The 25,294-nt window shown below is 64.4% G+C and carries 23 protein-coding genes; 6 read left to right on the forward strand and 17 right to left on the reverse strand.

The window, feature by feature from the left end; translation table 11 throughout:
- Positions 1-548: 548 nt before the first annotated feature.
- Complete coding sequence (locus AC3WLX_RS28400; protein WP_291623935.1) at positions 549-920, reverse strand: H-NS histone family protein; 372 nt, start codon at positions 918-920, stop codon at positions 549-551.
- Positions 921-1,349: 429 nt separating this feature from the next.
- Entirely contained in the window at positions 1,350-1,691 is a 342-nt protein-coding gene (locus AC3WLX_RS28405) for a hypothetical protein (protein ID WP_291623933.1), read from the reverse strand.
- A 685-nt stretch (positions 1,692-2,376) separates the two neighbouring features.
- Between AC3WLX_RS28405 and AC3WLX_RS28410 the strand changes: the two genes are divergently transcribed.
- On the forward strand, positions 2,377-2,550 hold the full coding sequence (locus tag AC3WLX_RS28410) for a hypothetical protein (protein ID WP_492338473.1): 174 nt from the start codon (positions 2,377-2,379) through the stop codon (positions 2,548-2,550).
- A gap of 86 nt (positions 2,551-2,636) precedes the next feature.
- Here AC3WLX_RS28410 and AC3WLX_RS28415 read toward each other — a convergent pair whose 3' ends face one another.
- The 13 genes from AC3WLX_RS28415 to AC3WLX_RS28475 all read right to left on the reverse strand — a co-directional run bounded on the left by AC3WLX_RS28415 (position 2,637) and on the right by AC3WLX_RS28475 (position 16,815).
- Positions 2,637-3,020 carry a hypothetical protein gene (locus tag AC3WLX_RS28415; RefSeq protein WP_492338474.1) on the reverse strand — a complete coding sequence of 128 codons (384 nt, stop codon included), beginning with the start codon at positions 3,018-3,020 and terminating at the stop codon, positions 2,637-2,639.
- 7 nt (positions 3,021-3,027) lie between these two features.
- Complete coding sequence (locus tag AC3WLX_RS28420) at positions 3,028-3,474, reverse strand: hypothetical protein (protein ID WP_291623927.1); 447 nt, start codon at positions 3,472-3,474, stop codon at positions 3,028-3,030.
- Positions 3,475-3,614: 140 nt separating this feature from the next.
- Positions 3,615-5,342, reverse strand: coding sequence for a chemotaxis protein (locus tag AC3WLX_RS28425; RefSeq protein ID WP_492338700.1), 1,728 nt, complete (start codon positions 5,340-5,342; stop codon positions 3,615-3,617).
- A 5-nt stretch (positions 5,343-5,347) separates the two neighbouring features.
- Positions 5,348-6,439 (reverse strand): protein-glutamate methylesterase/protein-glutamine glutaminase, encoded by a 1,092-nt coding sequence (locus tag AC3WLX_RS28430; protein ID WP_291623923.1) that lies wholly within the window; start codon positions 6,437-6,439, stop codon positions 5,348-5,350.
- A 16-nt stretch (positions 6,440-6,455) separates the two neighbouring features.
- Positions 6,456-7,310, reverse strand: coding sequence for a CheR family methyltransferase (locus AC3WLX_RS28435; RefSeq protein ID WP_291623921.1), 855 nt, complete (start codon positions 7,308-7,310; stop codon positions 6,456-6,458).
- A 133-nt stretch (positions 7,311-7,443) separates the two neighbouring features.
- Positions 7,444-9,249, reverse strand: coding sequence for a methyl-accepting chemotaxis protein (locus tag AC3WLX_RS28440; RefSeq protein ID WP_492338475.1), 1,806 nt, complete (start codon positions 9,247-9,249; stop codon positions 7,444-7,446).
- Between the two features lie 54 nt (positions 9,250-9,303).
- Positions 9,304-9,786, reverse strand: coding sequence for a chemotaxis protein CheW (locus AC3WLX_RS28445; RefSeq protein WP_492338476.1), 483 nt, complete (start codon positions 9,784-9,786; stop codon positions 9,304-9,306).
- A 53-nt stretch (positions 9,787-9,839) separates the two neighbouring features.
- Positions 9,840-11,762, reverse strand: a complete 1,923-nt coding sequence (locus AC3WLX_RS28450) for a methyl-accepting chemotaxis protein (protein WP_291629563.1) — start codon at positions 11,760-11,762, stop codon at positions 9,840-9,842.
- A 77-nt stretch (positions 11,763-11,839) separates the two neighbouring features.
- Complete coding sequence (locus AC3WLX_RS28455; RefSeq protein WP_492338477.1) at positions 11,840-13,528, reverse strand: methyl-accepting chemotaxis protein; 1,689 nt, start codon at positions 13,526-13,528, stop codon at positions 11,840-11,842.
- Between the two features lie 35 nt (positions 13,529-13,563).
- A complete protein-coding gene (locus AC3WLX_RS28460; protein ID WP_061023362.1) occupies positions 13,564-14,010 on the reverse strand; it encodes a chemotaxis protein CheW in 447 nt (148 codons plus the stop codon).
- Entirely contained in the window at positions 14,010-16,130 is a 2,121-nt protein-coding gene (locus tag AC3WLX_RS28465; RefSeq protein ID WP_492338478.1) for a chemotaxis protein CheA, read from the reverse strand. Before AC3WLX_RS28465 ends, AC3WLX_RS28460 begins: the two co-directional genes overlap by 1 nt.
- Positions 16,127-16,492, reverse strand: a complete 366-nt coding sequence (locus AC3WLX_RS28470) for a response regulator (RefSeq protein WP_291619543.1) — start codon at positions 16,490-16,492, stop codon at positions 16,127-16,129. Before AC3WLX_RS28470 ends, AC3WLX_RS28465 begins: the two co-directional genes overlap by 4 nt.
- Positions 16,492-16,815: an STAS domain-containing protein gene (locus AC3WLX_RS28475; RefSeq protein ID WP_291619541.1), complete on the reverse strand. Its 324-nt coding sequence runs from the start codon at positions 16,813-16,815 to the stop codon at positions 16,492-16,494. Before AC3WLX_RS28475 ends, AC3WLX_RS28470 begins: the two co-directional genes overlap by 1 nt.
- Before the next feature lie 271 nt (positions 16,816-17,086).
- Between AC3WLX_RS28475 and AC3WLX_RS28480 the strand changes: the two genes are divergently transcribed.
- The 3 genes from AC3WLX_RS28480 (at position 17,087) to AC3WLX_RS28490 (ending at position 21,244) form a co-directional block, all read left to right on the forward strand.
- Entirely contained in the window at positions 17,087-18,223 is a 1,137-nt protein-coding gene (locus tag AC3WLX_RS28480; RefSeq protein ID WP_492338479.1) for an HD domain-containing phosphohydrolase, read from the forward strand.
- Between the two features lie 183 nt (positions 18,224-18,406).
- Positions 18,407-19,075, forward strand: coding sequence for a hypothetical protein (locus tag AC3WLX_RS28485; protein WP_492338480.1), 669 nt, complete (start codon positions 18,407-18,409; stop codon positions 19,073-19,075).
- Between the two features lie 18 nt (positions 19,076-19,093).
- Positions 19,094-21,244, forward strand: coding sequence for a CHASE2 domain-containing protein (locus tag AC3WLX_RS28490; RefSeq protein WP_492338481.1), 2,151 nt, complete (start codon positions 19,094-19,096; stop codon positions 21,242-21,244).
- Between the two features lie 79 nt (positions 21,245-21,323).
- Here the strand turns inward: AC3WLX_RS28490 and pobA are convergent, their stop codons facing one another.
- Entirely contained in the window at positions 21,324-22,496 is a 1,173-nt protein-coding gene (gene pobA / locus AC3WLX_RS28495; protein WP_492338482.1) for a 4-hydroxybenzoate 3-monooxygenase, read from the reverse strand.
- 50 nt (positions 22,497-22,546) lie between these two features.
- On the opposite strand from pobA, the gene AC3WLX_RS28500 reads away from it, so the two are divergent.
- Entirely contained in the window at positions 22,547-23,449 is a 903-nt protein-coding gene (locus tag AC3WLX_RS28500) for a helix-turn-helix domain-containing protein (RefSeq protein WP_291619530.1), read from the forward strand.
- Positions 23,450-23,468: 19 nt separating this feature from the next.
- Here the strand turns inward: AC3WLX_RS28500 and AC3WLX_RS28505 are convergent, their stop codons facing one another.
- Positions 23,469-24,497, reverse strand: a complete 1,029-nt coding sequence (locus tag AC3WLX_RS28505; protein ID WP_291619528.1) for a GlxA family transcriptional regulator — start codon at positions 24,495-24,497, stop codon at positions 23,469-23,471.
- A 59-nt stretch (positions 24,498-24,556) separates the two neighbouring features.
- Between AC3WLX_RS28505 and AC3WLX_RS28510 the strand changes: the two genes are divergently transcribed.
- Positions 24,557-25,270 carry a DJ-1/PfpI family protein gene (locus tag AC3WLX_RS28510; protein ID WP_291619526.1) on the forward strand — a complete coding sequence of 238 codons (714 nt, stop codon included), beginning with the start codon at positions 24,557-24,559 and terminating at the stop codon, positions 25,268-25,270.
- Positions 25,271-25,294: the final 24 nt, after the last annotated feature.

A 25,294-nucleotide genomic window follows, 5' to 3' on the forward strand; every position in this document is an offset into this window, starting at 1 on the left:
ACCAGAAACGGCTATGGCCGCCATGACGCAGACGGCCACGCTCAAACAAAGGCTGCGGCTGGCCGGCAAAGAATAAGCTCCAACATCAATGCGTGTTAATCTGCGTAAACAAGCGGTAAATCATTAAGGTTAAGCAAACGTAAACCTGCAGCCGCCGCAGATTACGGTCTGCCTCACCTGCCCTTCGGGAGTCACACGTGCGAGGCGCCACCGAATGCAGGGGCCACTGGAAATTCGCAACTTTGAGCCGTTGCGCGCGAGGCGTAGCAACGCGCTTGCTTTCTCGCCCTCATGTCAATGCCTCAGCCTGGACCGCCGAGCTTTCGCTGCGGCACAGGCGGCAGCATGATACGGCCGAGCGCGTCTGCCGGTTGGACCCGCCGCTCCGACCCGGCGGTGCCAGTGCCGCGGAGTCGCGCCCATTGGAGGCATACGACCCTTCTCCGGATCACTTGATTTATTGATCTTCCCCTGACGGGTTATAACCGACCTCGGCCCAACCTGGCAGCAAGGTCTTGCTTACCCCACCCAGCACCAACCTGGATGGCTCAGGCTCGGCGCCGCCGAGGCGTACCGTCTCGCGTCTCTTGATTTGCGATGACAAACTCGTCGATCGAGCGGCCGGTTCTCAATGCGGCAGTCAGCCACCGCGGCTGTTTTCCTCGACCGGACCAAGTTTGGGATGGCTCATTGGGATTGCGATACTTCGGATAGACACGAGGGTACTTGCGGCGTTCCCTTGATGCACCTTCCGCGGGCTCTCCTAAGGCGGCTTCCTTTTCGCCACGAAGTTGAGCCAGGCGCTTTTCGAGCTCGCGCTTTTCGGAGGTCAGGCGCACTGACAGTATCTGCCCAATCTCCTCGTGAAGCGCCCACATCTCGTCCAGTGGCATCGCCTCAAGGTCGATCTTCTTTTGCATCGCAACCCATCGCTCACAACCGACCGCATTGCACGGTGCGATTCGCCCACCCCTTTTTAATCTGTGCCAGCGGTCTTAAATGCGAGTCAAGCGGCAAAAATGGGCCAGAAAATCGAGCAAAAATGGATGGCGCCGTAAAGCATTGAGCTTACGACACAATTCGCAAAATCGGATTACCGCAAAAATCTCGGCAATATTTGAAATCTACTCCGTAATCATGGTGGCCTCGTGCAGCCACCGGCCCGGGGGCGCCTCGTCACAAGGCCGAACATCACGGTCGCCATGTGATCCGGGCTTCGCCCCGCCGCTCATCCTCCATGCTCGATTGCGTCAGATGCTCGGAGTTGCAGGATTGGCGGACGACCCGAATGCAGAGCAGTTAGGGGCGGGGTGTGCCGACGCGGTAGGCGGAGCTCAGACCTTCTGCTCTCAGGGTTGATCGTTCCGCGCGCTTCCCAAGGCCGCCGAACAGGCCGTCGATTCAGACCGATCCTTGCGCTTAAGAATGTTGGAATCACGCCGCACAGTACGGCTGGCTGTCACCCAATCTTTCCAACCGCAATCGTGCTTGGCATAGAGCTCCAGCCAGCGCAGCTCTTCGTCAGCCGCTCCGAGATCGCTCCGTTTAGCTATGTCGGCCCTGGCACCGAGCCGGCCCATCTCGAGGCGATCCAGGCGCTGGAACTCGAGCGTCTCCTCATAGGTCAGGCCGATCAAGACGTAACGTCCCGTTCCATCACCGACATATCGACGCGGTGCGTTGCTGCTCAAGCGGGCACTCCTCTCTCGCCTTCTGCGGTTCGTCCAGTGCGGCGTGCGGCGCCCGCAAGAAATACTGCACGAAAGCAAGAGCAGATAATCGACTCGAGCTCCCACTCACGCCGACGCCGTGAGCAATCACTTCGGTTGAAATCGTCCGAGCGTAGCTTGCGGGAGCCGCCTAAACAACGATCAGTTCAATTCAACGTAACCACACATGGTTACTTGCCGCTCCTTGCGGTCGGGCCGCGGATTATGTTGTGGCTGATTAGCACGACCGCTCGTGGCGCCGCAGCCAGCGATCAGCTTGTGCGACAACGATCGCACCGTTGTGCGAATTGAGAAAGCAGTCATCAGACCGGACTTTCCCCAGAGAAGCCCCTGAAAGAGATCTCTCTCCGGCGCGAATAATGCCGAATGCACGCCGTGCCGCCTTCTCGACAAAGCCGGTTGCGCACTGAAAACCGAGGGGCGCAGCTGCCACCAAGCCGTACAACTACCGAGCGATCGCATCGAGCTGCAAGTAAGGTTGAGCAGTTAGCTTAATCCGCAGTCTTTGTTGCGAGGATTCCAAGATCCTCTATTCCTCTCGCCACCGGCCTCCCCCAAAGGCCGGCCCCATCCAAGCAAAGCCGTCGAGCGAAATGGGTCCGCTTGGCGGCTTTGCCGTTTCGTCGACGAGAGGAACTTTTCGGTTATGGCGCGCAAGCCCTGGTCGTTCAAGGAGGACCGCAAGCTCATGGAGTTGGCAAAGTCTTCAGCTTCGCTGGAAGACGCGGCCAAGCAGCTGGGACGATCGCCCGACGCCATCAAGCGCATGGCTTTGAGGCTTGGTCTGTCGCTCAAGTCGAAGAGCAAGAAGAAGAGCTAGACGGTTCCCCACAGTGCTTAGAGCGCTCGAGGTACGGCTGTGGCCGATGCCTGGTTCCTTTGATGCATCGATCCTTCGAGCGGCACCTATGCCCCTGAACGCCTGAGGCTCGCCGGCTCAATCGCTGGACCTCCGGACATGGCGCGATGCGCATCGCGCAACGCCGCGACAGCGTCATCGAGATCGAATTCGCTTTTGCGGATCGTGTCGATGAACCGCGCCATCAGCGCCACATTCAGCTTGACGCGGGTATTTCCATCGCGGCTCTTGCGGCGGTCGAGCGACATGTTCAGCGCCTGAAGCCGGGCTTCCGGCGCTGTACAACCATAGAGCGCCGCGAGTTCGTCATATGTCATCCAGATCTGAGGCATGTTCTCCCACCACGCTTGTTCGGCCTCAACATATGTTCCAGGTCTAAAGGCTTTGTTGTGCGATGCCGAGGCGATCCAGTTCCGCTGCGATAGCGTCAACGCAAGACTAAGATGCGGGAGGCCTGGAAGGTGCGGGGAGAGGGCGCCCTCGTGAACGGCTGTCGAGGCCCTTGGGCAATTTGTCATTGAGCCTCACGACGGCGCCCCGGGCCTCCGCAGCCGGCACATTCTCCTGGCTGTAGATCAGCGTCACTTCGAAGCTCACGTCGGGTGCTTGCCGGGCGGTGCCCGAACAGGTCGCCATCGCACCGCCATACACGCCGGAGAGGTCGACCTCGACCTCGTCGAGCCCGAACACAGTGGGCGGTCCCTCGGCATGCCGCCGGGTGGTGAGAACGGCCGTGAAACGCCGGTCGTCATCGAACTGGTAGGAGCCGCCATAGATGAAGAAGCTGTCACTACCCGAGATCCGACCCTCGGCCAGATGTACGATACCGGTGCCTTGCGCCTGCGCGGTTCTGAACCACGCCGCGTACTTGCCCTCTTTCAGCATGGAGACATCCACCCATGAATTCCATGCGTATTTGCGACCAACTCTGGGGCGCCACAATGGCCGTCGCGGCGGGCGTTCCGCAGAGGTTAACGACCTGCAAAGACAATCCGTCAAATTTGCCGCCGCAGGCAGCGGCACCATCAAAACAATTCTATGCCGTCGTCCGCGGTCTCCACGGGTTCTACCCGGCGCATGATGGCGGCCGATGTTAACCCGAGCGTTTGCAGGAATTGCCGGTGCACGTCCCGCTCCCGCTCCATCGTGTAGCGCGCGAAGAGGTCGTCGAGCATCGCTTCGTCCTGCGCTGCCGGCCGCGGTGTCTGAGCGCCCGCGCTCGCGGCCTCGAGCCGCGCCGCGACCGCGGGCAACGCCGCGGAGCCGTCACCGAGCGTGGTCATCAGGCCTTGCGCCGAATTCATCAGCTCCTCGAATTCCGCGCCTTCCTTGACGAGCCGGCCCATCAGCTTGCCGAGCCGCTCATTCCCGGCCTCGACCTCGCGCAGCGCCTGGAGAATCTGTGGTTCGAGTTGCGCAAGCTGCGTCGGATCGCCCTGCATACGGAGTTCCTTCAACTCCCTGGCCGAACGTTCGATCGCGTCGAGCACCGGCTTGAGGCGCCCCGCCCCCATCGAGACCTGGTCGGCCGTAGCCTTCAGCTCGTTGGCAATGACGACGAAGGCGCTACCGCGGCTGCCCAGATGGCTCGCCTTGAGGCCCGCATTCATCCCGATCAGCGTGATGTCCACCGTCGCCTCGGCGAGCCCCGCAATCGCCTGGCGGAATTTCGCCAGTGTGTCCTCGACCAGCGCGAGCGCCTCGTCGACGGAGCGGCCCGCCCCCTCGCAGGTGGCGATCAGCGTGGACGCGTGCGCCAACGTCTGCTTGATGCGTGTCAGGAACGATGATGAGCCGCCATCCTCGCCACCGACCAACGTGCGGCCGTGCCCGACGACGCTGTCCGCATCGTGCAGGATGGCGGTCAGCGCGCGAACGATCTGGTCGATGTCCCCGCCGAACTCGCGTTGGGCATCCCTGAGCTGGGCGGCCTGCAGCTGGCAGATCGCGCGCGCGCCGTCCTCGCTCGCGACCGGCTCCGGCACGAGGCTCGGGGCACGTTCCGAGGCGAGGCCGAGGCCGTGGGAGACATGCTCGAGACGCTGGCGCGTGCTGTCGCCCGCCTGCAAGGAGATGATCGCGCCTCCGACCGCCTCGGCGATCTTCCTGGTACTGGAACTGGCGAGATCGGCGAGGTGGCTGCTGCTGCTGCGCTGATCTCGCAATCCGGAATAGGCCGAACCGAGCTCGGCGCTCTCCGCAGCCAGTTGATTGCGGTAGCGGCTCTCGAACTCCTTCTGCCGACCGAATGCCGTGGCGACGGCCTCGGACAGGTGCTGCTGATCCCGCGCGCAGCCCTCGATCGCGCCCTGCACGGCCTTGCCGAGATCGTAGGCCTCTTGCGTGAAGGCGAGAAAGCCCTCGCGGTCGCCCTCGAGCGAGGCCGCCTCGATCCGCGCGCTGCGGGCGATGATGGTGATCATCTGGATGTGCTTGAATAGCGGCTTGAGCAGCGAAGACGCCTCGGCCGTGCTCTTGCCGATCGTCTCGAGCAGGGCGGTCTCGGTCGGAAGCACCTGCGCCAGCTCGTTGAGCCGCGCGGCGATCTCCTGCAGCGCCGTCGCGGCGCCCTCGATCTGCGCTCCGGAGAGCTCGGAGGAAAGCGCCGCCAGGCCCTGGTTCAGCTCCTTGAAGATGAGGTGGCCGCGACCGAGCTCGTGACCGACGCGTGCGAACACGTCTTCGATGCGCGAGGAGACGTCCTCGATCCCCGCGATGGCCTCGGTGAGCGTATCGGCCGGAATGAGCGACATCGCCATCAACCTGCCACCGCGGGATGCCCAGCCTGATACCATTGCATGATCTCGCGCGGAATCTGGTGCAGCGACACCACCTTCTCGACGCCGCCATGGGCGATGGCTTCCTTGGGCATGCCGAACACCACGCTGCTCTCTTCGTCCTGCGCCCGCGTCGCGGCGCCGAGCTTGCGCATCTCCAGCATCCCGCGCGCGCCGTCGTCGCCCATGCCGGTCATGATGACCCCGAGCGCGTTGGCGCCGGCGTGCTGGGCGGCCGAGCGGAACAGCACGTCGACCGACGGGCGATGCCGCGACACCGGCGGCCCGTCCTTGATCGCGATCTGGTAGCGCAGGCCGATGCGCTGGAGCAGCATGTGCCGCGCGCCGGGCGCGATATAGGCACAGCCCGGCAGCACCGGCTCGCCGTCCTCGGCCTCCTTCACCCTGATCTGGCAGACACTGTCGAGACGCCTGGCAAAGGCCGCGGTGAAGCCTGCCGGCATGTGCTGGACGATGACCAGCGGCGGACAATGAACCGGCAGCATCTCCAGAACGTCGTTGAGGGCTTCGGTGCCGCCCGTGGACGCGCCGACGCACACGATGCGCTCCGTGGTCGGCCGGACCTTACCCAGCACCGGCGGCGGGATGATGGCATCGGCCGTCAGCTTCTGCTCGATGGCGCGACGCTCCGCACGCGGACGCACCCGGGCGCGGGCGGCCGACTTCACAGCCTCACGCAGCCGCGTCGAGCATTCGAGCAGGGCCTGCCGCGTGTCGATCTTCGGCTTCGGTACAATGTCGACCGCACCGGCCTCGAAGGCCTCGAACATCACGTTGGAGCCCGCCTCCGTGAGCGAGGAGCAGATGATCACCGGAATCGGACGCTGCGCCATGATCTTGCGCAGGAAGGTCATGCCGTCCATGCGCGGCATTTCGAGGTCGAGGATGATGACGTCGGGCAGCTCCTTCTCGAGCCGTTTGGCCGCCACGAACGGATCGGATGCGGTCGCCATCACCTCGATATCGGGGTCTTCACTCAGGATCGTCAGCAGGATTTGGCGCACCGACGCCGAATCGTCCACGATCAGCACGCGAACTTTCTCCCTCAGCATTGTCGTTGCGCTCCGGCTAGACCTGGAAGATGGTTGGCTGAACCTGCTTCAGCCCGGGCACGGCACTGTGAATCATCGACTCCGAATGCCCGACCAGCAGATAGCCGCCCGGACGTAAGTGGCTGCACAATTGCTCGACCACCTTGCGCTGGGTCTCGCGCTCGAAATAGATCAGGACGTTGCGACAGAAGATGATATCGACGTCGCGATCGACCGGATAGGACTTGTCCATGAGGTTCATCCTCATGAAATGCGTCAAGCGTCGAATTTCCGGCACCACCCGCACCTCGCCGCGCGACCTGTCCCGCGAGGACAGGAAATAGCGCTTCACGAACTGCTCCGGCACCGGAGCAAGCACGTCGCGGGTGTAGATCGCCGTCCTGGCAAGGCGCAGCACCGCGGTCGAGATGTCGGTCCCGAGAACGCGAAACTGGAAGCGCGAGCCGCTCCGCGTCATGTCGTCCAGCACCATCGCCGTCGTATAGGCTTCCATGCCGGTCGAGCTCGCCGAGCTCCAGATCTTCAGATTCGCATTTCTGCGTCCACGCGCCTTCAGGAGGTCGGGAATCGCGACGTCGCGCAAGAAAGTGAAATGCTGCGGCTCGCGGAAGAAATCGGTCTTGTTGGTCGTCACCACATCGATGAGATGGGTGAGCTCAGTGTCGAAATGGTCCGCGTCGAATAGATTCTCGACATACTCGTTGAGGTCGGAGAAGTTCAGCGCGCGCACGCGCTTGTGCAGCCGCCCCTCCAGCATCAGCCGCTTGCCCTGCGGCAGCTTGATGCCGACCTGGCCCTCGATCAATTCGGCGATGGTCCGGAAGTGGCGGTCGGACAAGTGCACGGCCGTATCCTGCAGGGCAGGCATCATGACCGGCTGCCCCGGCCCGGGACGGCCACCTGCGTTGCATAACCGGCCATACGGAGCATCTTGAATCCTACACTTTAACTAAGACTGCCGAAGACGGATCGGCCCTCCGATGGGGGGCCGATCCTTCGGAACACTAGCGCTGGAAATCGGCGTCCCTGTCGTCATCGCCCTCGTTCATGTCGAAGGCGAAACCGCCGCCACCGGCAACCTTCGCGGCGCGCGCCGGCTTGGCCTGCGGCTTCCTGGCCGGCCGCTCGGTCGCCGCCATTGAGGCCGCCTTGGCGCGCAGCTGGTTAACCGCCCGGTCGATCGGCGCGGCCGCCTGGCTCTTCGCGTCGTGCTCGATGCGGAAATACGCGATGGTCGACTGCAGCTGCTCGGCCTGCGAGGCGAGCTCCTCCGAGGTCGAGGACACCTGCTCGGACGCGCTGGCGTTCTGCTGGCCGACCTTGTCGAGCTGCTGGATCGCCTGGTTGATCTGCGACGAGCCGACGTCCTGCTCGCGGCAGGCCGCGGTGATCTCTTCGACGAGCTCGGCGGTCTTCTTGATGTCAGGAACGAGCTTGGACAGCATGGCGCCGGCCTCCTGCGCCACCTTGACGGTGTCGGTCGAGAGCGTGCCGATCTCGGCCGCCGCCGCCTGGCTGCGTTCGGCGAGCTTGCGTACCTCGGAGGCGACCACCGCAAAGCCCTTGCCGTGCTCGCCCGCGCGCGCGGCTTCCACTGCGGCATTGAGCGCGAGGAGATCGGTCTGACGCGCGATCTCCTGCACGATCGTGATCTTCTCGGCGATGGTCTGCATCGCGCTGACGGCGCGGCCGACGGCGGCGCCGGACGCCTCCGCATCCTTGGCGGACTGCGCGGCGATCTTCTCGGTCTGGTTGGCGTTGTCGGCATTCTGCTTCACGTTCGCGGCCATCTCCTCCATCGAGGAGGAGGCTTCCTCGGCCGAGGACGCCTGCTCGGTCGCGCCTTGCGACAGCTGCTCGGCGCTCGCAGAAAGTTCCTGGCTGCCGGCGGAGACGTTCTGCGCGGCCGTCAAAGCTTCCGAGACGATCTGGCGGAGCTTCTCCACCATCTGTTCGAGCGCCAATCCCAGCGTGTCCTTGTCCGACAGCGGCTTGGCCTCGACGGTGAGGTTGCCTTGCGCGATCTCGTTGGCGAGGTCCGCCGTGGCATTCAGATTCGCTGTCATCGCATTGAGCGATGTCACGAGATCACCGAGTTCGTCATTGCTGGAAACGGCGATCTTCTGGCTGAGGTCGCCGACCGCCACCGCATTGGCGAGGCCGACTGCACGGGCGAGCCCGCGGCTGATATTGACGGCGATCCAGGTCGCAGCAGCGACCGCGATCAGAAGCGAGGCGATGACCAGGCTGATCAGCAGCATCTCGGCCCGCACACCATCCTGCTTTGACTGCTCCGCCTGGTCGGCCATGTTCTTCTTTGCGCTCTTGATGTAGCCGTCGGCGCCCTCCAGCGCATCTTCGACCAGCTTGCGCCCTTCGTGCATCGAGCGATCGAGGGCTTTCGCCTTGTCGGTGCGAGCCAGCCTGACTGTCTCGTCCTGGAACGCGTTCATCCTGCCGAATGCCGCCGAAAACCTGTCGATCAGCTTCTTTCCGCCTTCGCTCGCGGCGGCGTAGATTTCGTCCTTCGACTTGTTGACTGCTTCGCGGGTCTTGACGAGATCAGCGGCAGCCTCGTCATACCCAGCGTCCGTCGCGGCGAGGATGGCGTTCTTCTCGTCGCGCAACAGGAACAGCACGCCCTCCTTGAGTTCGGCAGCCCTCTCGATGCGATTGGAGCGGCTGACCAGCTGGTCGGCGGTCGCGATCATCTCGGACAATTTGATGTAGCCGACCGCTCCGGCGATCATGGACAGCGCGATGACCACGCCGAACGCGCTCGCTAGCTTGGCTTTGACGGTAAATCTCATTTTCTGTCTCACAGCTTATGGGTGCTCGCGATCTGCTACGCTTCGCACTAAATCTCAGGCGGCCCGCGGTGCCTCCGCGCCGGCCCCGCCAGGAATCTCGTCGTTGGCCATCAGCTTGGCCAGATCGAAGATCACGACGAACTTCTCCCCCTTTCGGCCGATGCCGGCGGCATAGTCCGACTGCCATTTTCCGCCGACCTCCGGGATGGGCTCGATTGCCTGCTCGTTGATGTCAGTCACCTCGAACACGCAGTCGGCGACGAAGCCGACGCCGACCAGCCGGTCCTTCATCGGCACGTCGAGGATGATGATGCGGGTGGCTTCGGTTGCCGGAACGCTCGGCAGGCCGAGCTTGGTCCTGAGGTCGACGATCGGATATCCGGCGCCGCGCACGTCGATCATGCCGAGCAGGAAAGCCGGCGCGTGCGGCAGCCGCGAAATCGGCCGCATGTCGAGGATTTCTCGGACGTTGCGGATGCTGATGCCGAACGTCTCGCCGGCAAGACCGAGAGTCAGATATTGCGATGTTGCGGCCATGATGCATCCATTCGATCAAGTATCGGGCTGCGGCCCCGTCGGGACCTTGCCGGTTAGCGTTGAAACTCTGCGTCGCGATCGTCGTCGGCTTGATCCATATCGAAGGCAAAGCCGCCACCGCCGACCTTGAGGGCCCGGGCGGGCCTGGCCGTCGGCTTTCTGGCTCCGACGTCGGCCGCCGCCATTTTCGCCGCCTTGGCCCGGAGCTGACCGACGACACGATCGATCTCCCGCGGAGCGACCTTGCCTTTCTCACTCTCCTCGATCCGGAAGAACGAGATCGTCGACTGCAACTGCTCGGCCTGCGAGGCCAGTTCCTCGGACGTCGAGGACACCTGCTCGGAGGCACTGGCGTTCTGCTGGCCGACCTTGTCGAGCTGCTGGATCGCCTGGTTGATCTGGGCCGCACCGACATCCTGCTCGCGGCAGGCGGCCGTGATCTCCTGGACCAGTTCGGCCGTCTTCTTGATGTCGGGAACGAGCTTGGAGAGCATCCCGCCAGCTTCCTGGGCGACCTTCACGCTTTCGGTCGAGAGGGTGCCGATCTCGGCGGCAGCGGCCTGGCTGCGTTCGGCGAGCTTGCGCACCTCGGACGCCACCACGGCAAAGCCCTTGCCGTGCTCGCCGGCGCGAGCGGCCTCGACCGCCGCGTTAAGCGCCAGCAGGTCGGTCTGCCGCGCAATCTCCTGCACGATGGTGATCTTTTCCGCGATGGTCTGCATCGCCTGAACGGCACGCCCGACGGCTGCACCGCTGGCTTCTGCGTCCTTGGCCGATTGCGCGGCGATCCGCTCGGTCTGGTTGGCATTGTCGGCATTCTGCTTCACGTTGGAGGCCATCTCTTCCATCGAGGAGGAGGCTTCCTCGGCGGATGAGGCTTGCTCGGTCGCGCCCTGCGAGAGCTGCTCGGCACTTGCGGACAGCTCCTGGCTTCCGGCCGAGACGTTCTCGGCCGCCGTGAGTGCCTCCGACACGATCTGCCGAAGCCGACTGACCATGGTCTCCAGCGCAATGCCGAGCTTGTCCTTGTCGGACAGGCGCTTGACGTCGACGGTCAGATTGCCGCGGGCGATCTCGTGGGCGATTTCCGCGCTTGCATTGAGGCTGGCGATCATGCGTTCCAGCGCAATACCGAGCGTGTCCTTGTCGGACAGGCGCTTGGCCTGGACAGCCAGATTGCCCTGCGCGACCTCCTCGGCCACGATGGCCGTGGCATTCAGGTTCGCCGTCATGGCATTGAGTGCCTTGAGGAGATCGCCGACCTCGTCGTTGGTCTTCGCCTCGACCGTCTGGGTGAGGTCCCCGGTGGCGACCGCATTGGCTAGGCCGACTGCGCGCATCAGGGAGCGGCTGATGCTGAGTGCGATGAAGATCGCGGCGGCAGCGCCGAGAAGCAGAGACAAGATGACGATGCTGATCAGCAGCACCTGGGCCCGGCTGCTTTCCTGCTTCGCCTCGTCGGCGCGCTCAGTCATCGACTTCTTTAGGTAGTCGAGATATTCGTCGAGGACGTGGGTGGCATCCAATAGATGCCGACGCACTTCGGTGGCCGAGTGCTCCGCCGCCTTCGCCCGGTCCGTGCGGGCCAGCTTGAGCGTTTCGTCCTCGGCAGCATTCATTGCGACGTGAATCGCCGAGAAGCGGTCAATCATCTTCCGACCCGTCTCGGAGGCCACGGCGTAGATCTCGTCCCGAGTCTTGGCCATGTCCCCGCGAACCTTACGGACCTCGGCAGCGTATCGCTCCAGTTCGGCATCCGACTGCGCTAGCAAAGCGTTCTTTTCGGCCCGGATCTGCAGCAGGAGCCCGCGCTCCAACTCCGCAGCCTTGCTTGAGCGTCCGGCTGCCCCAAGGAGGAGCTCCGTCTTCGCGGCAATATCGCTCAGCTTCCAGGCCGCGATTCCGCCGGCGACAACGGACAGCACGAGAACGGCTCCAAAGGCGGAGGCGAGTTTTGCCTTGACTGTGAATCTCATTTTCGTCGTCCCTCGGGTACGGCCCAGTTTGATTTTGACAGGAGGCGAGCCCGACAGCCCGCGTCCCGCAAGAACGTCTAGCGCTGAAACTCGGCGTCGCGCTCGTCGCCGCCGTCATCCATGTCGAAGGCGAACCCGCCTCCGCCCGCGACCTTCAGGGCCTTTGCAGGCCTGCTTGCCGGTGCCTTGCCGCGGCGATCGACCGCCGCCATCTTCGCGGCCTTGGCGCGAAGCTGACCAACGGCCCGGTCGACTTCCGGAGCAGCCATCGGCTTGCGCCCAGAGTCTTCGATACGGAAGAAGGCGATCGTCGACTGCAGCTGCTCGGCCTGCGAAGCCAGCTCCTCGGAGGTCGAGGACACCTGTTCGGAGGCGCTGGCGTTCTGCTGACCGACCTTGTCGAGCTGCTGGATCGCCTGATTGATCTGCGAGGAGCCGACGTCCTGCTCGCGGCAGGCGGCGGTGATTTCCTGGACGAGCTCGGCCGTCTTCTTGATGTCGGGCACGAGCTTGCCCAGCATTTCGCCGGCTTCCTGCGCAACCTTGACGGTCTCGGTCGAGAGGGTGCCGATTTCGGCGGCGGCCGCCTGGCTCCGCTCGGCGAGCTTGCGCACTTCGGACGCGACCACGGCGAAGCCCTTGCCGTGCTCGCCGGCGCGAGCCGCTTCGACGGCTGCGTTCAACGCGAGCAGATCGGTCTGGCGTGCAATTTCCTGCACGATGGTAATCTTCTCGGCGATCGTCTGCATCGCATCCACGGCGCGGCCTACGGCAGCTCCGGACGCTTCCGCGTCCTTGGCCGACTGCGCAGCGATCTTCTCGGTCTGGTTGGCGTTGTCGGCGTTCTGCTTCACATTCGAGGCCATCTCTTCCATCGAGGAGGACGCCTCTTCCGCCGACGAGGCCTGCTCGGTGGCTCCTTGCGAGAGCTGCTCGGCGCTGGCGGAAAGCTCCTGGCTGCCCGCAGAAACGTTCTGCGCCGCCGTCAGGGCCTCCGACACGACCTGCCGAAGCTTCTCCACCATGCCGTTCAGGGAACGAATGAGATCGCCGATTTCATCGTTGCTGGCCGAGGGAATGGTCTCGGTGAGGTTACCGGCGGCGACCGCTCCTGCAAGACCGACGGCGCGGCTGAGCGAACGGCTGATGCTGATCGCCATCCACAGCGCTGCAAGGACCGCTATCACGAGCGATGCGACGACGAGCGCGATGACGATCATCTGGCCCTTGGCAGCGTCCGCCCGGGTAATCTCGGCCTCATCGGCCATGCTCTTCTTCGTGAACACGACGTAGGCGTCGATTGCCTCGACGGCCTCGGCGATCGCCTTTCGTCCCTCGTGAACCGTCCGATCGGCCGCCTTCGGGCGATCAGTCTTGATCAGCTTGATCGTGAGGTCCTGCTCGCTGTTCATCTTGTCGTAGGCGGCGGCAAATTTCTCGAGCAGCCGCTTTCCGCCTTCGCTGGCGAGGGCGTAGACTTCCTCTCTCAACTTAGTGTTCGCCGCACGCATCTTGGGGATGTCGGCGAGGAACATGTCGGTCTCGTTCTCGGGCGCGATGATCGCATTCTTCTCCGCTCTCACCTGCGACAGAAGATTGATCTCGATCTGCGCGCCCATCTGCATGCGATTTGCACGCGAGATCAGCGCCTCGGATCCGCTAATCATGTCGGTGAGCTTGAGATAAGCTACGCCGCCCGCGATCATCGAGAGCACGATGATCAAACCGAACGAACTCGCCAACTTCGCCTTGACCGTAAACCGCATGTAGTCCCCCAATTGCCTCGAATCGCCCACAGGCTTCAATTCAGGATCCGTTCCATGTTCGGAACGATGACAAACTCTTCACGCCACTTGGTGATGAAGCGGATGTATTCCGGCTTCCAATGCATTCCGACCCGCGGCGTCTGCTGCACGTCGGCCTGGGAGATCTCCGTGACCTCGTAAACCTTGTCCGCGGTGACGCCCACGAGAACCGGCTCGTTCTCGATCTCGATCTCGATGACGACGATGCGCGAATCGGCCGAGCTGTCGGTCTGCGGCATGCCGAACCGGATGCGCAGATCGGCGAGAGGGATGACGTTGCCGCGCACGTTGATCACGCTGGGCACGAAATCGCGCGCGCCCGCGACCTTCGTCACCGGCACGGGATCGATGATCTCCCGCACCAGCCCGGCGTCGAGCGCGAACTTCTCGTCACCGAGGCCGATCATCACGACCTGCATTGCGTCCGCCTGCTGCTGGTTCATCACGCCGCCTCGCTGATGTGCTTCTCGACCTTCGACTGCGCCAAAGCGACGAGCTGGGCGACGTCCAGGATCAGGGCTGCCGTGCCATCGCCGAGAATGGTCGCGCCGGAGAAGATGGTCACGTCCGAATGCAACTTCGACAGCGACTTGATCACCGTCTGGTGGTTGCCGATGATCTGGTCGGCGACGAGGCCGACCTGCGTCTCGCCGGTCGAGATGATGATGGTCTTCTGGTGCTGGTCGGGCGAACCGTCGACCGAGAGAATGTCGCGCAGGCGCAGGAAGGGCACGAGATTGCCGCGCATGTTGAGGAAGTTGCGGCCGCGCGAGCGTTCGTCCTCGGCCGTCAGCTCGACACACTCCTCGACCGCCGGCAGCGGAATGATGTAGCGGCCTTCGCCGACCCGGATCAGCAGACCCTCGATGATCGCGAGGGTCAGCGGCAGGCGCAGCGTCACGGTGGTGCCCTGGCCCGGCCTGGTCGACAGATCGATCGAGCCGCGCATGTTCTCGATGGTACGCTTGACCACGTCCATGCCGACGCCGCGGCCCGATAGTGCCGAGATGGTCTGGGCGGTCGAGAAGCCCGGATGGAACAGGAACTGGTGGATTTCGTGGTCGGTCAGCACGGCGCCGACCGCAATCAAGCCCTGCTCTTCCGCCTTCGCGCGGATACGTGCGGTGTTGAGACCCCCGCCATTGTCCTTCACGGTGACCAGCACTTGCGCGCCGGAATGCACGGCGGCGAGCTCGATGCGGCCCTGCTCGGTCTTGCCATTGGCAGCGCGCGTGGCGTTGTCTTCGATGCCGTGGTCGATGGCATTGCGGATCAGGTGCACCAGCGGATCGGCCAGGCACTCGATCATGGTCTTGTCGAGCTCGGTATCCTCGCCCGAGGTGACGAATTCGACCGGCTTGGACAGATCGCGCGACAGGTCGTGCACGAGGCGGCGGAAGCGGCCGAACAGGGAGCCGATCGGCACCATGCGCGCGCCCATCGTGGTGTCGCGCAGGGAAGAGGCAAGGCGCTCGATCTCCTCGGCGATCATCTTGATCGAGAGGTCGGAGCCGGACGAAGCGAGCTGGGTCAGCCGCGCCTGGGCGATGACGAGTTCGCCGACACGGTCCATCAGCTCGTCGAGACGTTCGGCCTGGACGCGGACGGTGGCGATGCCGCGCTCCTGCTTGACGTCGTCGCGCTTGGCCGGCGCCGCTTCGCGCTTGATCTCGGCTTTCGGCTCGGTCGCCGCTTCGGCCTTAGCAATTTCCGTCTTCGGCTCTGCTTTTGCAGCGGGCTGCTCGGCAACGGGTGCTGGAGCCGCCTCGGCCACCGCCACGACCGTCTCGGCCGTTGGCGCGGGTTCTTCGTCGAGAAGCCGGAACAAGGGTCCCGGCGCGGGCGCTTCGACCTGCTCCAGCGGCGCGAGCGTCAGCTTCATCTCGTCCTGGACGAACATGAAGACGTCGTCGATCGCGTCCTTGTCACAGGCCGCGTGCAGCTTGACGTCCCACTTCAGATAGCAGTCTTCCGGCTCCATCTCGTCGAGGAAAGGGATGCCGTCCGTGACCGGAACCACGAAGCAAGGCCCGAGCTTGCAAAGATCTTCCAGCAGATCGAGCGGATTCGAGCCGTTGCGCAGAACGTGCGATTCGAATTCAAGGTACAGGTGCCAGCCGGCCTGGTTGCTGTCGCCGGGGACCAACGGCGGCGCCTCGGCGATCTCAACGGTCGGGGCAGCAGGTTGGTCGAACGAAACGAAGCGCTTGAGGTCGTCGAGGATGGCTTCGCCGATGATGTCGTCGGTCGACTGCGGATCCTCGATCAGCGCGCGGATGTAGTCCTTGGCGGCCAGCGCGACCGAGATCAGCTCCTGCGTCGGCTTGATCTCGCCCTTGCGGACGCGGTCGAAGGCGGTCTCGAACTCGTGTGTGAAGGAGGCGACCTTGTCGAAGCCGAACATGGCGCCCGATCCCTTGATCGTATGCAGGGCGCGGAAGGCGGAATCGACCAGTTCGCGGTCGTCGGGACGCTGACCGAGGTCGAGCAGGGCCCCTTCCAGAACCTCGAACAGCTCGCTGGCTTCCTGGCGGAAGATCTCGGTCGGATCCATTGCACTCATGCGCGCACCAGCTTGGCGACCACGGAGAGCAACTGCTCGGGCTTGAAGGGCTTGGTGATCCAGCCGGTGGCGCCGGCGCTCTTGGCTTCCTGCTTCACCGTCTCGTTGGATTCGGTGGTCAGGAACACGATGGGCATGCCGACGGCGCTCGGCAGCTTGCGCAATGCGCGGATCAGCTCCAGCCCGTTCATGACGGGCATGTTGAGGTCGGTGATGACGAGATCGAGCTTGGCAGCTTGCGCCTTAGCGAGCCCCTGGGCGCCGTCGCCCGCCTCGATCACGTTGTGACCGGCCGGCTCGAGCACGACCTTGATCATTTGCCGAATGCTGGGAGAGTCGTCGACCGTGAGAATCGTGGCCATCAGGTGCCATCTTTCTTTTGCGGGAGATGCTGATCGAGCATCGCATCGCTGGCGAAACCCGCGCGGCGAAGCGTATTGCGCAGAGACTGAGAGAAGGAGGTCAGGACCACCGGACGGCCTTGGGCCTCGCCCGTCTTGGCGGTCGACAGCAGAAGCTGGATCGAGGTCACGTCGGCCTTGTCGACGCTCGAGCAATCGATCTCGAGTCGCTCCTGCCGGCCGAAAGCCTCGCGAATGAGCTCATAGACGTTGCGAATGGCTGCGATGCTGCAGTCCGCGGGTAACCGCAACGACCATTTAGGCTCCGTCGGATTGAGCGCCATCGCTGCCCCGCCTTTGCTAAGAATCCCGCTACACGTTTTGTTTGAGTCGAGTGAGCAAACTCCTAACGCGAGCATCCGTACAACTACGGGTCACACTTTCAGAGGGTTCGCGTCGTTGCATGCAAGGTGGGCGGACTGCTGAAACCTCGTGCGAGGCACGCATATTCCCGGCGTCTCTCACCTCTCTGCAACGGCATTTGCTTCGCGTTAAACGCGCCTGGGTTATGGCTAGGGTTCTTGCCTTCGCCAGCGAACAGAGCCCGGCCGACAGATGCTGACCCAAGCACTCCTGGTTGACGACAGCCGCTCCGTCCTCAACTTCCTGAAACGTCATATCGAGGCTGACGGTCTGGTCGAGGTCACCGCCTTGCTCGATCCCGTGGAGGCGCTGGCTTGCGCGCAGGAGCGCGTCTTCGATCTGGTGCTGGTCGACTACGAGATGCCGCATATGGACGGCATCAGCTTCATCCGCAGCTTCCGCGAGCTTCCCGGCTGCGCCGACATCCCGATCGCGATGATCACGTCGCATCAAACCGATGACCTCAAGATGGAAGCGCTGCAGGCTGGTGCAACCGATTTCCTGCCCAAGCAGCGACAAAGCCTCGAGATGACGGTGCGTCTTCGGAATTTGGTTCAGCTTGGTGCAGCTGTGCGCAAGCTCAACGACCGCGCCGCGCATCTGGCCAGCGACGTCGCAGCGGCCACACGAAAGCTAGGCGAGCGCGAGGAGGAGATCATCCTGCGGCTGGCGCTCGCGGTCGAGTACCGCGACAACGACACTGGGGAGCACACGTTGCGGGTAGCCAGGTACAGCCGCGCCATCGCCGAGCAGCTGGGCCTGCCCTCCCGGCTGTGCCGCGACATCTATCTGGCTGCGCCCCTGCACGACGTTGGCAAGGTCGCCATTCCCGACCACATCCTGCTCAAGCCGGGTAAGCTCACCGACGAAGAGATGGCGGTAATCCGGACGCATCCGGCGATCGGCGAGCGGATCCTGGCCGATTCCAGCTGCGAGCTGATTCGGCTCGGCGCGCAGATCGCCGCGGGTCATCACGAGCGCTGGGACGGCGCGGGCTATCCGAAGGGCCTCAAGGCGGACGAAATCCCGGTCGCCGCGCGGGTGGTCGCCGTTGCCGATGTCTTCGACGCATTGACGACGCGGCGGCCGTACAAGGAGCCGATGCCGCTCGAGGCGGCGCGCAGCTACCTCGCCGAGAACGCGGGACGGCAGTTCGACCCGGCCTGTGTCGGGGCCTTTCTGTCGCGCTGGGACGAGGTGGTCGCGATCGCCGGCGGTCAGCGGACGATTCCTGGTCAAAGCAGTGAGGCCCCCCTCGCTCCATCGATGGAGAATGCGGCCGAGAGCCTTTCAGGCGAGGATCATTCGGCCGCGGTCCCGACCGCCTGAGACGGCCCCCGCCAACATCTTGCCGCAGCGGCCTTTTTCTTCGGTCGCCGGTTTGAACCTGTTCCTGCTAAAGTGGCACCAAGAACCAAGAGTGATTCTGGTCACACTTGCCCCGGCGTCCTGCTGCTAGGCATCGAACCAGGACGGGGCACCAGAGCATCGTCTAATTGGATGAGAATTCCCATGAAAAGCCTGATCGGCGCCTGTGTCGGCGCGTTCTGCCTTGCGACCCCGGCTTTGGCTGAGACGCCTGCAGCTATCGTCGAGGACGTCCAGGGCAAGGTCGACGGCATCGCGTTCATGGACTATGTGGCGCCGGGCAAGATCATCAAGCTCGGACCCAAGGCCAGCATCACGCTCAGCTACCTGAAATCCTGCCAGCGCGAGACCATCAGCGAGGGCGTCGTCCTGATCGGCGCCGAGCAGAGCACCGTGCAGCTGGGCGAGGTCAAGCGGGAGAAGGTGCCCTGCGATACCAATGCGACGAAGCTGTCCGAGCGCGAAGCGAACCAGAGTGCCGCAACGACCTTCCGCACCGTGCGGTCGGACGCCAAGGCCGCGCCGGCCAAGCTGCCGACGCTCTACGGCGTCTCGCCACTGGTGCAGGCCAAAGCCGGCGGCACGCTGGTGATCGAGCGGACCGACGGCAAGGAGCCCACGATCAGCGTGCCGCTGAAGGGCGACGCCATGGTCGGTGGCAAGTTCTATGATTTTGCCAAGGCCGGGAAGACGCTGACGGCGGGCGGGAGCTACCTCGCCATTCTCGGGGCCAAGCGCTACACCTTCCAGATCGACGCCAGCGCCACCTCCTCGCCGACCCCGATCATCGGCCGCCTGCTGCGTCTCGAATAGCCGCTCAGCGACGGCGCGATGCGGCGGATCGGGGGACGGGACATCGTTGTGGCGATCCTGATCGCGCTGCTTGCGGGCGCGATCTTCACCTCGCCACCGCTGCAGACGCTGCAGGGTCTCTCCCTCGACCTCCTCACGGCGCTGCGCGGCAAGCTGGCCGGCGAACGCCGCGATCCCGCGACGTCGCCGGTCGTCGTCGTGGCGATCGATGGAGAGACCTACGACACGCCGCCCTTCAAGGGATCGCCGACGCAGACCTGGACTCGCGAGATCGGGCGGGTGCTCGCCAGCATCAGCGAGGGCGGCGCCAAGGTGATCGGCTTCGACGTCATCTTCAAGAATTCGATGGAGCAGTCCGAGATTCCCTTTGGCGACGCTCCGCTCGGTGCCCGCATGCGGGGATTCGACCGGGACTATCTGATCGCGCTGCGGCAGATCTCGGACAACGGCAAGCTGGTGCTCGGCGAGATCCTGAGCAACGACCATCCAGAATCGCCCTACCGTGCGCAGCGGTTGGCGGTGCGCAACAACGTCCGTGCGCTCAATGTCCACACCGACGCGGACGATGTCATCCGGCGGATGCCGCTCAGCTTCTCCATCGATGGCCAGACGGTGCCCACGATGGCGGTCGAGCTCGCCGCGCGCGCGCTCGGCGCGAAGGTGGAGATTGCGCCATCCGGCGCGGCCGAGCTGTCGGGCTACGCAATCCCGAGCGCCGTGCCGAATACGCTGACGCTCAACTTCCGCGGCCTCGGCCGCGACGTTCCGACCTTCTCCTTTGCCGATCTGCGTGCCTGCGTCGAAAAAGGCGACCGCGACTTCTTCCGCCGCGCCTTCGAGGGCAAGGTCGTGCTGCTCGGCACCATCCTCAACTTCGAGGACCGCAAGCTCACCTCGATGCGCCTGTCCGGCGGCCATGACGGGACGCCGGGGGCACAATGTGCCCTGCCCGCGCCCGCCAGCACCGCGCAAAAGGCGCGCAGCGACGTCGCCGGTGTGTTCGTGCACGCCGCTGCGGTCCGAAACCTGATCGAGCGCGATGCCGTGACCGAGCTCGGCTTTCCCGCGCGGACCCTTCTCACGGTCGTGTTCGCACTCGTTGTCGCGTGCGCGGCCTGCATGCTGGCGCCGGGCACTGCGCTGGCTGCCTGGCTAGGCCTCACCGCCGCTTACGCCGCGGTCGCGGTCGGCGCGTTCGTCCACGCACTGGCGCTGCCTCTGACCGAGCCTGTGCTCGCGAGCCTTGCCGCGCTCGCGACGATGATCGGCTACCGCTTCGTGCTGGCCGATCGCGACGAGCGCTTCCTGCGCAGGAGCTTTGCCTACTATCTCGCGCCCGAGGTCATCGAGACCATGATCGCCTCCGGCAAGATGCCGGCGCTCGGCGGCGAGATGCGCAACGTCACCATGCTCTTCTCTGACCTCAGCGGCTTCTCCTCGATTGCGGAAACCATGACGCCGGTCGAGCTGGTGACGCTGATGAACGAATATCTGTCCGCCATGACCGACATCATCCAAAGCCACGGCGGCTATGTCGACAAATATATCGGCGATTCCATCGTCGCCATGTTCGGCGCGCCGGCCGACGATCCCGCCCACGCGACCAATGCGGTTCGCGCCGCGCTGAAGTGCCACGAAACGCTGGCGGAGCTCAATGCCGGCCATCCCGCTTTCGCCGGCCACGGCCTGTCGCACCGCATCGGGCTCAACAGCGGCGAAGCCGTGGTCGGCAACATCGGCTCGCGCCGCCGCTTCAACTACACCGTCATGAGCGACACCGTGAACGTCGCCTCGCGGCTCGAGGGCGCCAACAAATATTACGGCACCGCGATCATGGCGTCCGAGACCACGATGGCGCAGACCGGCGACACTTTCGCCTGGCGCGAGCTCGACGCGATCCGTGTGCAGGGCCGCGGCGAGCCGATCAGGGTTTTCGAACCGCTGGCGGAAGCGGGTGCGGAGACCGCAGAGCAAGCGAAGGTGGCGGCAGCATATGCGGAGGGATTGGCGTGCTGGCGGGCGAAGAAGTTTGCGAAGGCGGCTGATGCGTTCGACGGCATCGCGAAGACCGATCCTGCGTCAGCTCGGTTTGCCAAGCGTGCGAAAGCGCTGACTGAGACTCCGCCGCCGCCGGACTGGACACCGGTCAATACGCTGGAAGGAAAGTAGCGTATCAGCCACGCGCGCCTTCATCCCTCTCCCCTTGTGGGAAAAGGGACGGCAGCACTCACGTTGGCGAGATCATTCCCTAGAACGGCAGCCCCACATAATTCTCCGCGAGCAGGCGCTGCGCGGTCTCGGACGAGAGCAGATAGTCCAGCTCCGTCTGCTGCAGCCGGTCCTCGTAGTCGATCCGGTCGGGGAAGCGGTGCAGCATCATCGTCATCCACCAGGAGAAGCGCTGCGCCTTCCAGATCCGGGCGAGCGCCTTGGCGGAATAGCCTGCAAGGCCTGAATCATCGCTGCGCTGATAATGCGCGAGCAGAGCGTGATAGAGATAATAGATGTCGGACGCGGCGCTGTTCAGCCCGCGCGCGCCAGTCGGCGGCACGATATGCGCGGCATCGCCGGCGAGGAACAGGCGGCCATAGCTCATCGGCTCGGCGACGAAACTGCGCAACGGGGCGATGCTCTTCTCGATCGACGGACCCGTGATCATGCGGCCGGCAACCTCCTCCGGCAGGCGGCGCTTCAGCTCGGCCCAGAACGCGTCATCGCTCCAGTCCTCCACCTTGTCGGTCAAGGGCACCTGGATGTAGTAGCGGCTGAGCACCTGCGAGCGCAGCGAACAGAGCGCAAAGCCGCGCGCGTGCTTCACATAGATCAGCTCGGGCGATACCGGCTTGGTGCGCGATAGCACCCCGAGCCAGCCGAACGGATAGACCTTCTCATATTCGCGCAGCACGTCCTTCGGGATCGACCTGCGGCTGACGCCGTGGAAACCATCAGCGCCGACGATGTAGTCGCAATCGACGCGGACCGTCTCGTCGTTCGAGCGATAGGTGACGTAAGGACGGTCCGACGTCAGATCGTGCGGCGTCACATCCTGCGCATCATGCACGACCTTGCCGCCGAGCCGGTCGCGCGCCTCGTAGAGGTCGCGCGTCAGCTCGGTCTGGCCGTAGACCAGCACCGAATTGCCCCCGGAATGCTTGTGCAGGTCAATTTTCGAGAGCACGCCGTCATGGGCGATCTCGAACCCCCGATGGATCTCGCCCTCGCGGTCCATCCGCTCGCCGCACTGCGCCTCGCGCATCAGTTCGGCAAAGCCGTGCTCGAGCACGCCGGCACGGATGCGGGCGAGGACGTGATCGCGGCTGTATTTCTCCAGCACGATCGTGTCGATGCCCTTGAGGTGCAGGAGCTGGGATAGCAGCAGCCCGGACGGGCCACCGCCGATGATACAGACCTGAACTTTCATTTTTGCGTCCTCCCGTCGGCACTTTTTTGCAGAAGTCGCGCCGCAAACCGATGGAGGGTTTCGCTATTGTCTTGTACTATTCGAACATGAGAAACGCAGCCCCCGCCCCGGCAATCCGGGTCTACAATCTGTTCGGGGAATCCGGCGACCTGCCCGACGTCGTGCATTGCGAGACCATTGCGGCCCGCTCGGTGCTGCACGATTGGACGCTGGCCGTGCACCGCCATGCCCGGCTGCACCAGGTGCTGCTGATCGAGCGCGGCGGCGGCGAAGCAACACTCGACGGTCGCGTGGTATCTTTGAGGCCGATGCAGATCGTCAACGTGCCCGTCGGCCATGTCCATGGCTTCGGCTTCGAGCCGAATACGCAAGGCTGGGTCCTGACGATCGCTGCGGAAATCCTCGACGAAGCGCTGCTCGCCGCCGAGGGATTGCGGGGCGCCCTGTCGCAATCGGCGGTGGTACGCGGCACGCCGCAGATTCGCGCGATGATGAAGCAGATCTTCGCCGAGCATGCCGCGCGCGACTTTGGCCGGGCCCATGTGCTGCGCGCCCTGTCATCGGCCATGATGGGGCTGGTGGCCCGCGCCCTCGCGAGCGAAAGCGGCGGCAGCGGCACGGCGCAGACCGGACTGTTTCGCCGTTTCGAAGCCCTGCTGGAGCAGCATCATCTGGAGCGCTGGAGCGTCGCCGACTATGCCAGAGCCATGTCGATCACGCCCACTCACCTCAACCGGGTGACGCGCGCTGCGACCGGCGACACGGCCTCGCATCTGATCCTCAACCGCCTGGTCCGCGAGGCGCGGCGCAACCTCGTCTACACCAACCTGCCGGTCTCGACGATTGCCTATGCGCTCGGCTTCGACGATCCCGCCTATTTCAGCCGGGTCTATGCCGCGGCCACGGGCGTATCGCCGCGCGCGTTTCGTGCGCGGCTCCATGGCGGCGAATAGACCCCTCGACCAATCGGCTTCAGACGCCGAACCGGCGGCGATAGTCCTGCGGCGCCGTTGACAGCACGCGCAGGAAGCTGCGGCGCATCGTCTCCTCCGATCCAAAACCGCAGCGCTGGGATATCCGCTTCATCGGCAGGCGCGTCTCCGACAGCATCCGTCGGGCGGCCTCCACCCTCAGCCGTTCGATTGCGCGCAACGGGGTCTGTCCGGTCGCTCTGGCATAGTGCCGGCTGAAACTGCGCTCGCTCATGCCGGCCTGATTGGCCAGTCTGGAAAGCGAAAGATCGCTGGAAAGATGCTCGATGATCCAATCGTGCAGGGCGCCGAACTCGTCCTCGGCCGACTGCAAGGACAGTGTCTCGCTGAACTGCGCCTGCCCTCCCGGCCGCTTGAGGAAGACGACGAGATAGCGTGCCACCGCCAGCGCCGTCGTGCGGCCCAGATCCTCCTCTACCAGCGCCAGCGCCAAGTCGATGCCAGCCGTCACGCCTGCGGACGTCCACATTGCGCCGTCGCGCACGAAGATCGGATCGGATTCGACGCGTACGGCGGGAAACCGCCGCGCGAGCTCGGCGCAGTACGACCAGTGCGTGACCGCGCGCCGCCCGTCGAGCGCACCCGATGCGCCGAGCAGGAATGCTCCGGTGCAGACTGACGCCACACGGCGCGCCTTCCTCACGCGCCGGCGCAGCCAAGCGAGCAGCGCCGGATCGGCAGCAGCGAGGTCGACGCCGGGACCGCCCGCGACCACCAGCGTATCCAGCGCGGCAGTGCTGCGCGGCAATGCGTCGGTTACGACTTCCAGCCCCGACGAGGCCGCCACGCGCGCGCGATCCTTTGCCACGACACGCAGGACGTAAGGTGCGGTTCCGCCGGCCTGCACGATCTGCTCGTTGGCGGTCGCGAACACCTGGAGCGGCCCTGTCACATCCAGCAACTGCACCGCCGGATAGGCCAGCACTTCGATAACACGGGCGGCCTGGGCCGCGGCTGGGCGCACGGCATGTGATCGCGAGTTTGGCGGGAAACGAGGGGACTTTGGCATCTTGGCCACAGCCTGACCCGTTAGGTTGCCCCTGTCCAGCTGCGAATTGAGGACGACCCATGATCCTACCAGAGACGCACCTGCAAATCGGATCCCTGCTGTTCGATGGCCTCGACCAGATCGATCTGACGGGCCCCTTCGAAGTGCTCTCGCGTATCCCGAATGCGACCTATCGCGTCTACGCCAAGACGACCGACCCTGTCCGCGACGTCAAGGGCCTGCAATTGACTCCAGATGCAACGCTGGCAGCAGCACCGAAGCTCGACGTGCTGCATGTGCCCGGCGGCTTCGGTCAGGAAGCCTTGATGGAGAACGAGGAGATCCTGGCCTGGATCACGCAACAGGCAGCGGGTGCGCGCAGCGTATTCTCGGTCTGCACCGGCGCCCTGCTGCTCGGCGCGGCCGGATTGCTCAGGGGACGGCGGGCAACGACCCATTGGGCCTCATTCCACCTGCTGCCGTTGCTCGGCGCCATTCCGGTCAACGAGCGCGTCGTGGTGGATGGGACCTGGATCTTCGCCGCCGGCGTCACCGCCGGAATTGACGGCGCACTACGGCTCGCTGCCGAGCTGCGCGGCGACGATGCCGCGCGCGCGATCCAGCTCTACATGCAATATGCGCCCGAGCCGCCGTTCGACAGCGGCACGCCGGAGCGCGCGCCCGGCGCCATCCTCGATCAGGCAAGGCGCGCGGTGGCCGACATCACCGCACAGCGCGAGGCGACGGCCAGGCGCGTCGCGTCGCGACTTGGGATCGTCCCCACTCGAGAGTGATTTCCGGAAGCCCCCCGCATTCGA

This window comes from Bradyrhizobium sp. FW305-F6 (assembly GCF_058782905.1).

Excerpts from the sequence above, each read along its gene's own strand:
- AC3WLX_RS28400 (WP_291623935.1), bottom strand. The coding sequence starts at position 920 with ATGCAAAAGAAGATCGACCTTGAGGCGATGCCACTGGACGAGATGTGG.
- AC3WLX_RS28410 (WP_492338473.1), top strand. The coding sequence starts at position 2,377 with ATGGCGCGCAAGCCCTGGTCGTTCAAGGAGGACCGCAAGCTCATGGAG.
- AC3WLX_RS28420 (WP_291623927.1), bottom strand. The coding sequence starts at position 3,474 with ATGCTGAAAGAGGGCAAGTACGCGGCGTGGTTCAGAACCGCGCAGGCG.
- AC3WLX_RS28425 (WP_492338700.1), bottom strand. The coding sequence starts at position 5,342 with ATGTCGCTCATTCCGGCCGATACGCTCACCGAGGCCATCGCGGGGATC.
- AC3WLX_RS28430 (WP_291623923.1), bottom strand. The coding sequence starts at position 6,439 with ATGCTGAGGGAGAAAGTTCGCGTGCTGATCGTGGACGATTCGGCGTCG.
- AC3WLX_RS28435 (WP_291623921.1), bottom strand. The coding sequence starts at position 7,310 with ATGATGCCTGCCCTGCAGGATACGGCCGTGCACTTGTCCGACCGCCAC.
- AC3WLX_RS28440 (WP_492338475.1), bottom strand. The coding sequence starts at position 9,249 with ATGAGATTTACCGTCAAAGCCAAGCTAGCGAGCGCGTTCGGCGTGGTC.
- AC3WLX_RS28445 (WP_492338476.1), bottom strand. The coding sequence starts at position 9,786 with ATGGCCGCAACATCGCAATATCTGACTCTCGGTCTTGCCGGCGAGACG.
- AC3WLX_RS28450 (WP_291629563.1), bottom strand. The coding sequence starts at position 11,762 with ATGAGATTCACAGTCAAGGCAAAACTCGCCTCCGCCTTTGGAGCCGTT.
- AC3WLX_RS28455 (WP_492338477.1), bottom strand. The coding sequence starts at position 13,528 with ATGCGGTTTACGGTCAAGGCGAAGTTGGCGAGTTCGTTCGGTTTGATC.
- AC3WLX_RS28460 (WP_061023362.1), bottom strand. The coding sequence starts at position 14,010 with ATGAACCAGCAGCAGGCGGACGCAATGCAGGTCGTGATGATCGGCCTC.
- AC3WLX_RS28465 (WP_492338478.1), bottom strand. The coding sequence starts at position 16,130 with ATGAGTGCAATGGATCCGACCGAGATCTTCCGCCAGGAAGCCAGCGAG.
- AC3WLX_RS28470 (WP_291619543.1), bottom strand. The coding sequence starts at position 16,492 with ATGGCCACGATTCTCACGGTCGACGACTCTCCCAGCATTCGGCAAATG.
- AC3WLX_RS28475 (WP_291619541.1), bottom strand. The coding sequence starts at position 16,815 with ATGGCGCTCAATCCGACGGAGCCTAAATGGTCGTTGCGGTTACCCGCG.
- AC3WLX_RS28480 (WP_492338479.1), top strand. The coding sequence starts at position 17,087 with ATGCTGACCCAAGCACTCCTGGTTGACGACAGCCGCTCCGTCCTCAAC.
- AC3WLX_RS28485 (WP_492338480.1), top strand. The coding sequence starts at position 18,407 with ATGAAAAGCCTGATCGGCGCCTGTGTCGGCGCGTTCTGCCTTGCGACC.
- AC3WLX_RS28490 (WP_492338481.1), top strand. The coding sequence starts at position 19,094 with ATGCGGCGGATCGGGGGACGGGACATCGTTGTGGCGATCCTGATCGCG.
- pobA (WP_492338482.1), bottom strand. The coding sequence starts at position 22,496 with ATGAAAGTTCAGGTCTGTATCATCGGCGGTGGCCCGTCCGGGCTGCTG.
- AC3WLX_RS28500 (WP_291619530.1), top strand. The coding sequence starts at position 22,547 with ATGGAGGGTTTCGCTATTGTCTTGTACTATTCGAACATGAGAAACGCA.
- AC3WLX_RS28505 (WP_291619528.1), bottom strand. The coding sequence starts at position 24,497 with ATGCCAAAGTCCCCTCGTTTCCCGCCAAACTCGCGATCACATGCCGTG.
- AC3WLX_RS28510 (WP_291619526.1), top strand. The coding sequence starts at position 24,557 with ATGATCCTACCAGAGACGCACCTGCAAATCGGATCCCTGCTGTTCGAT.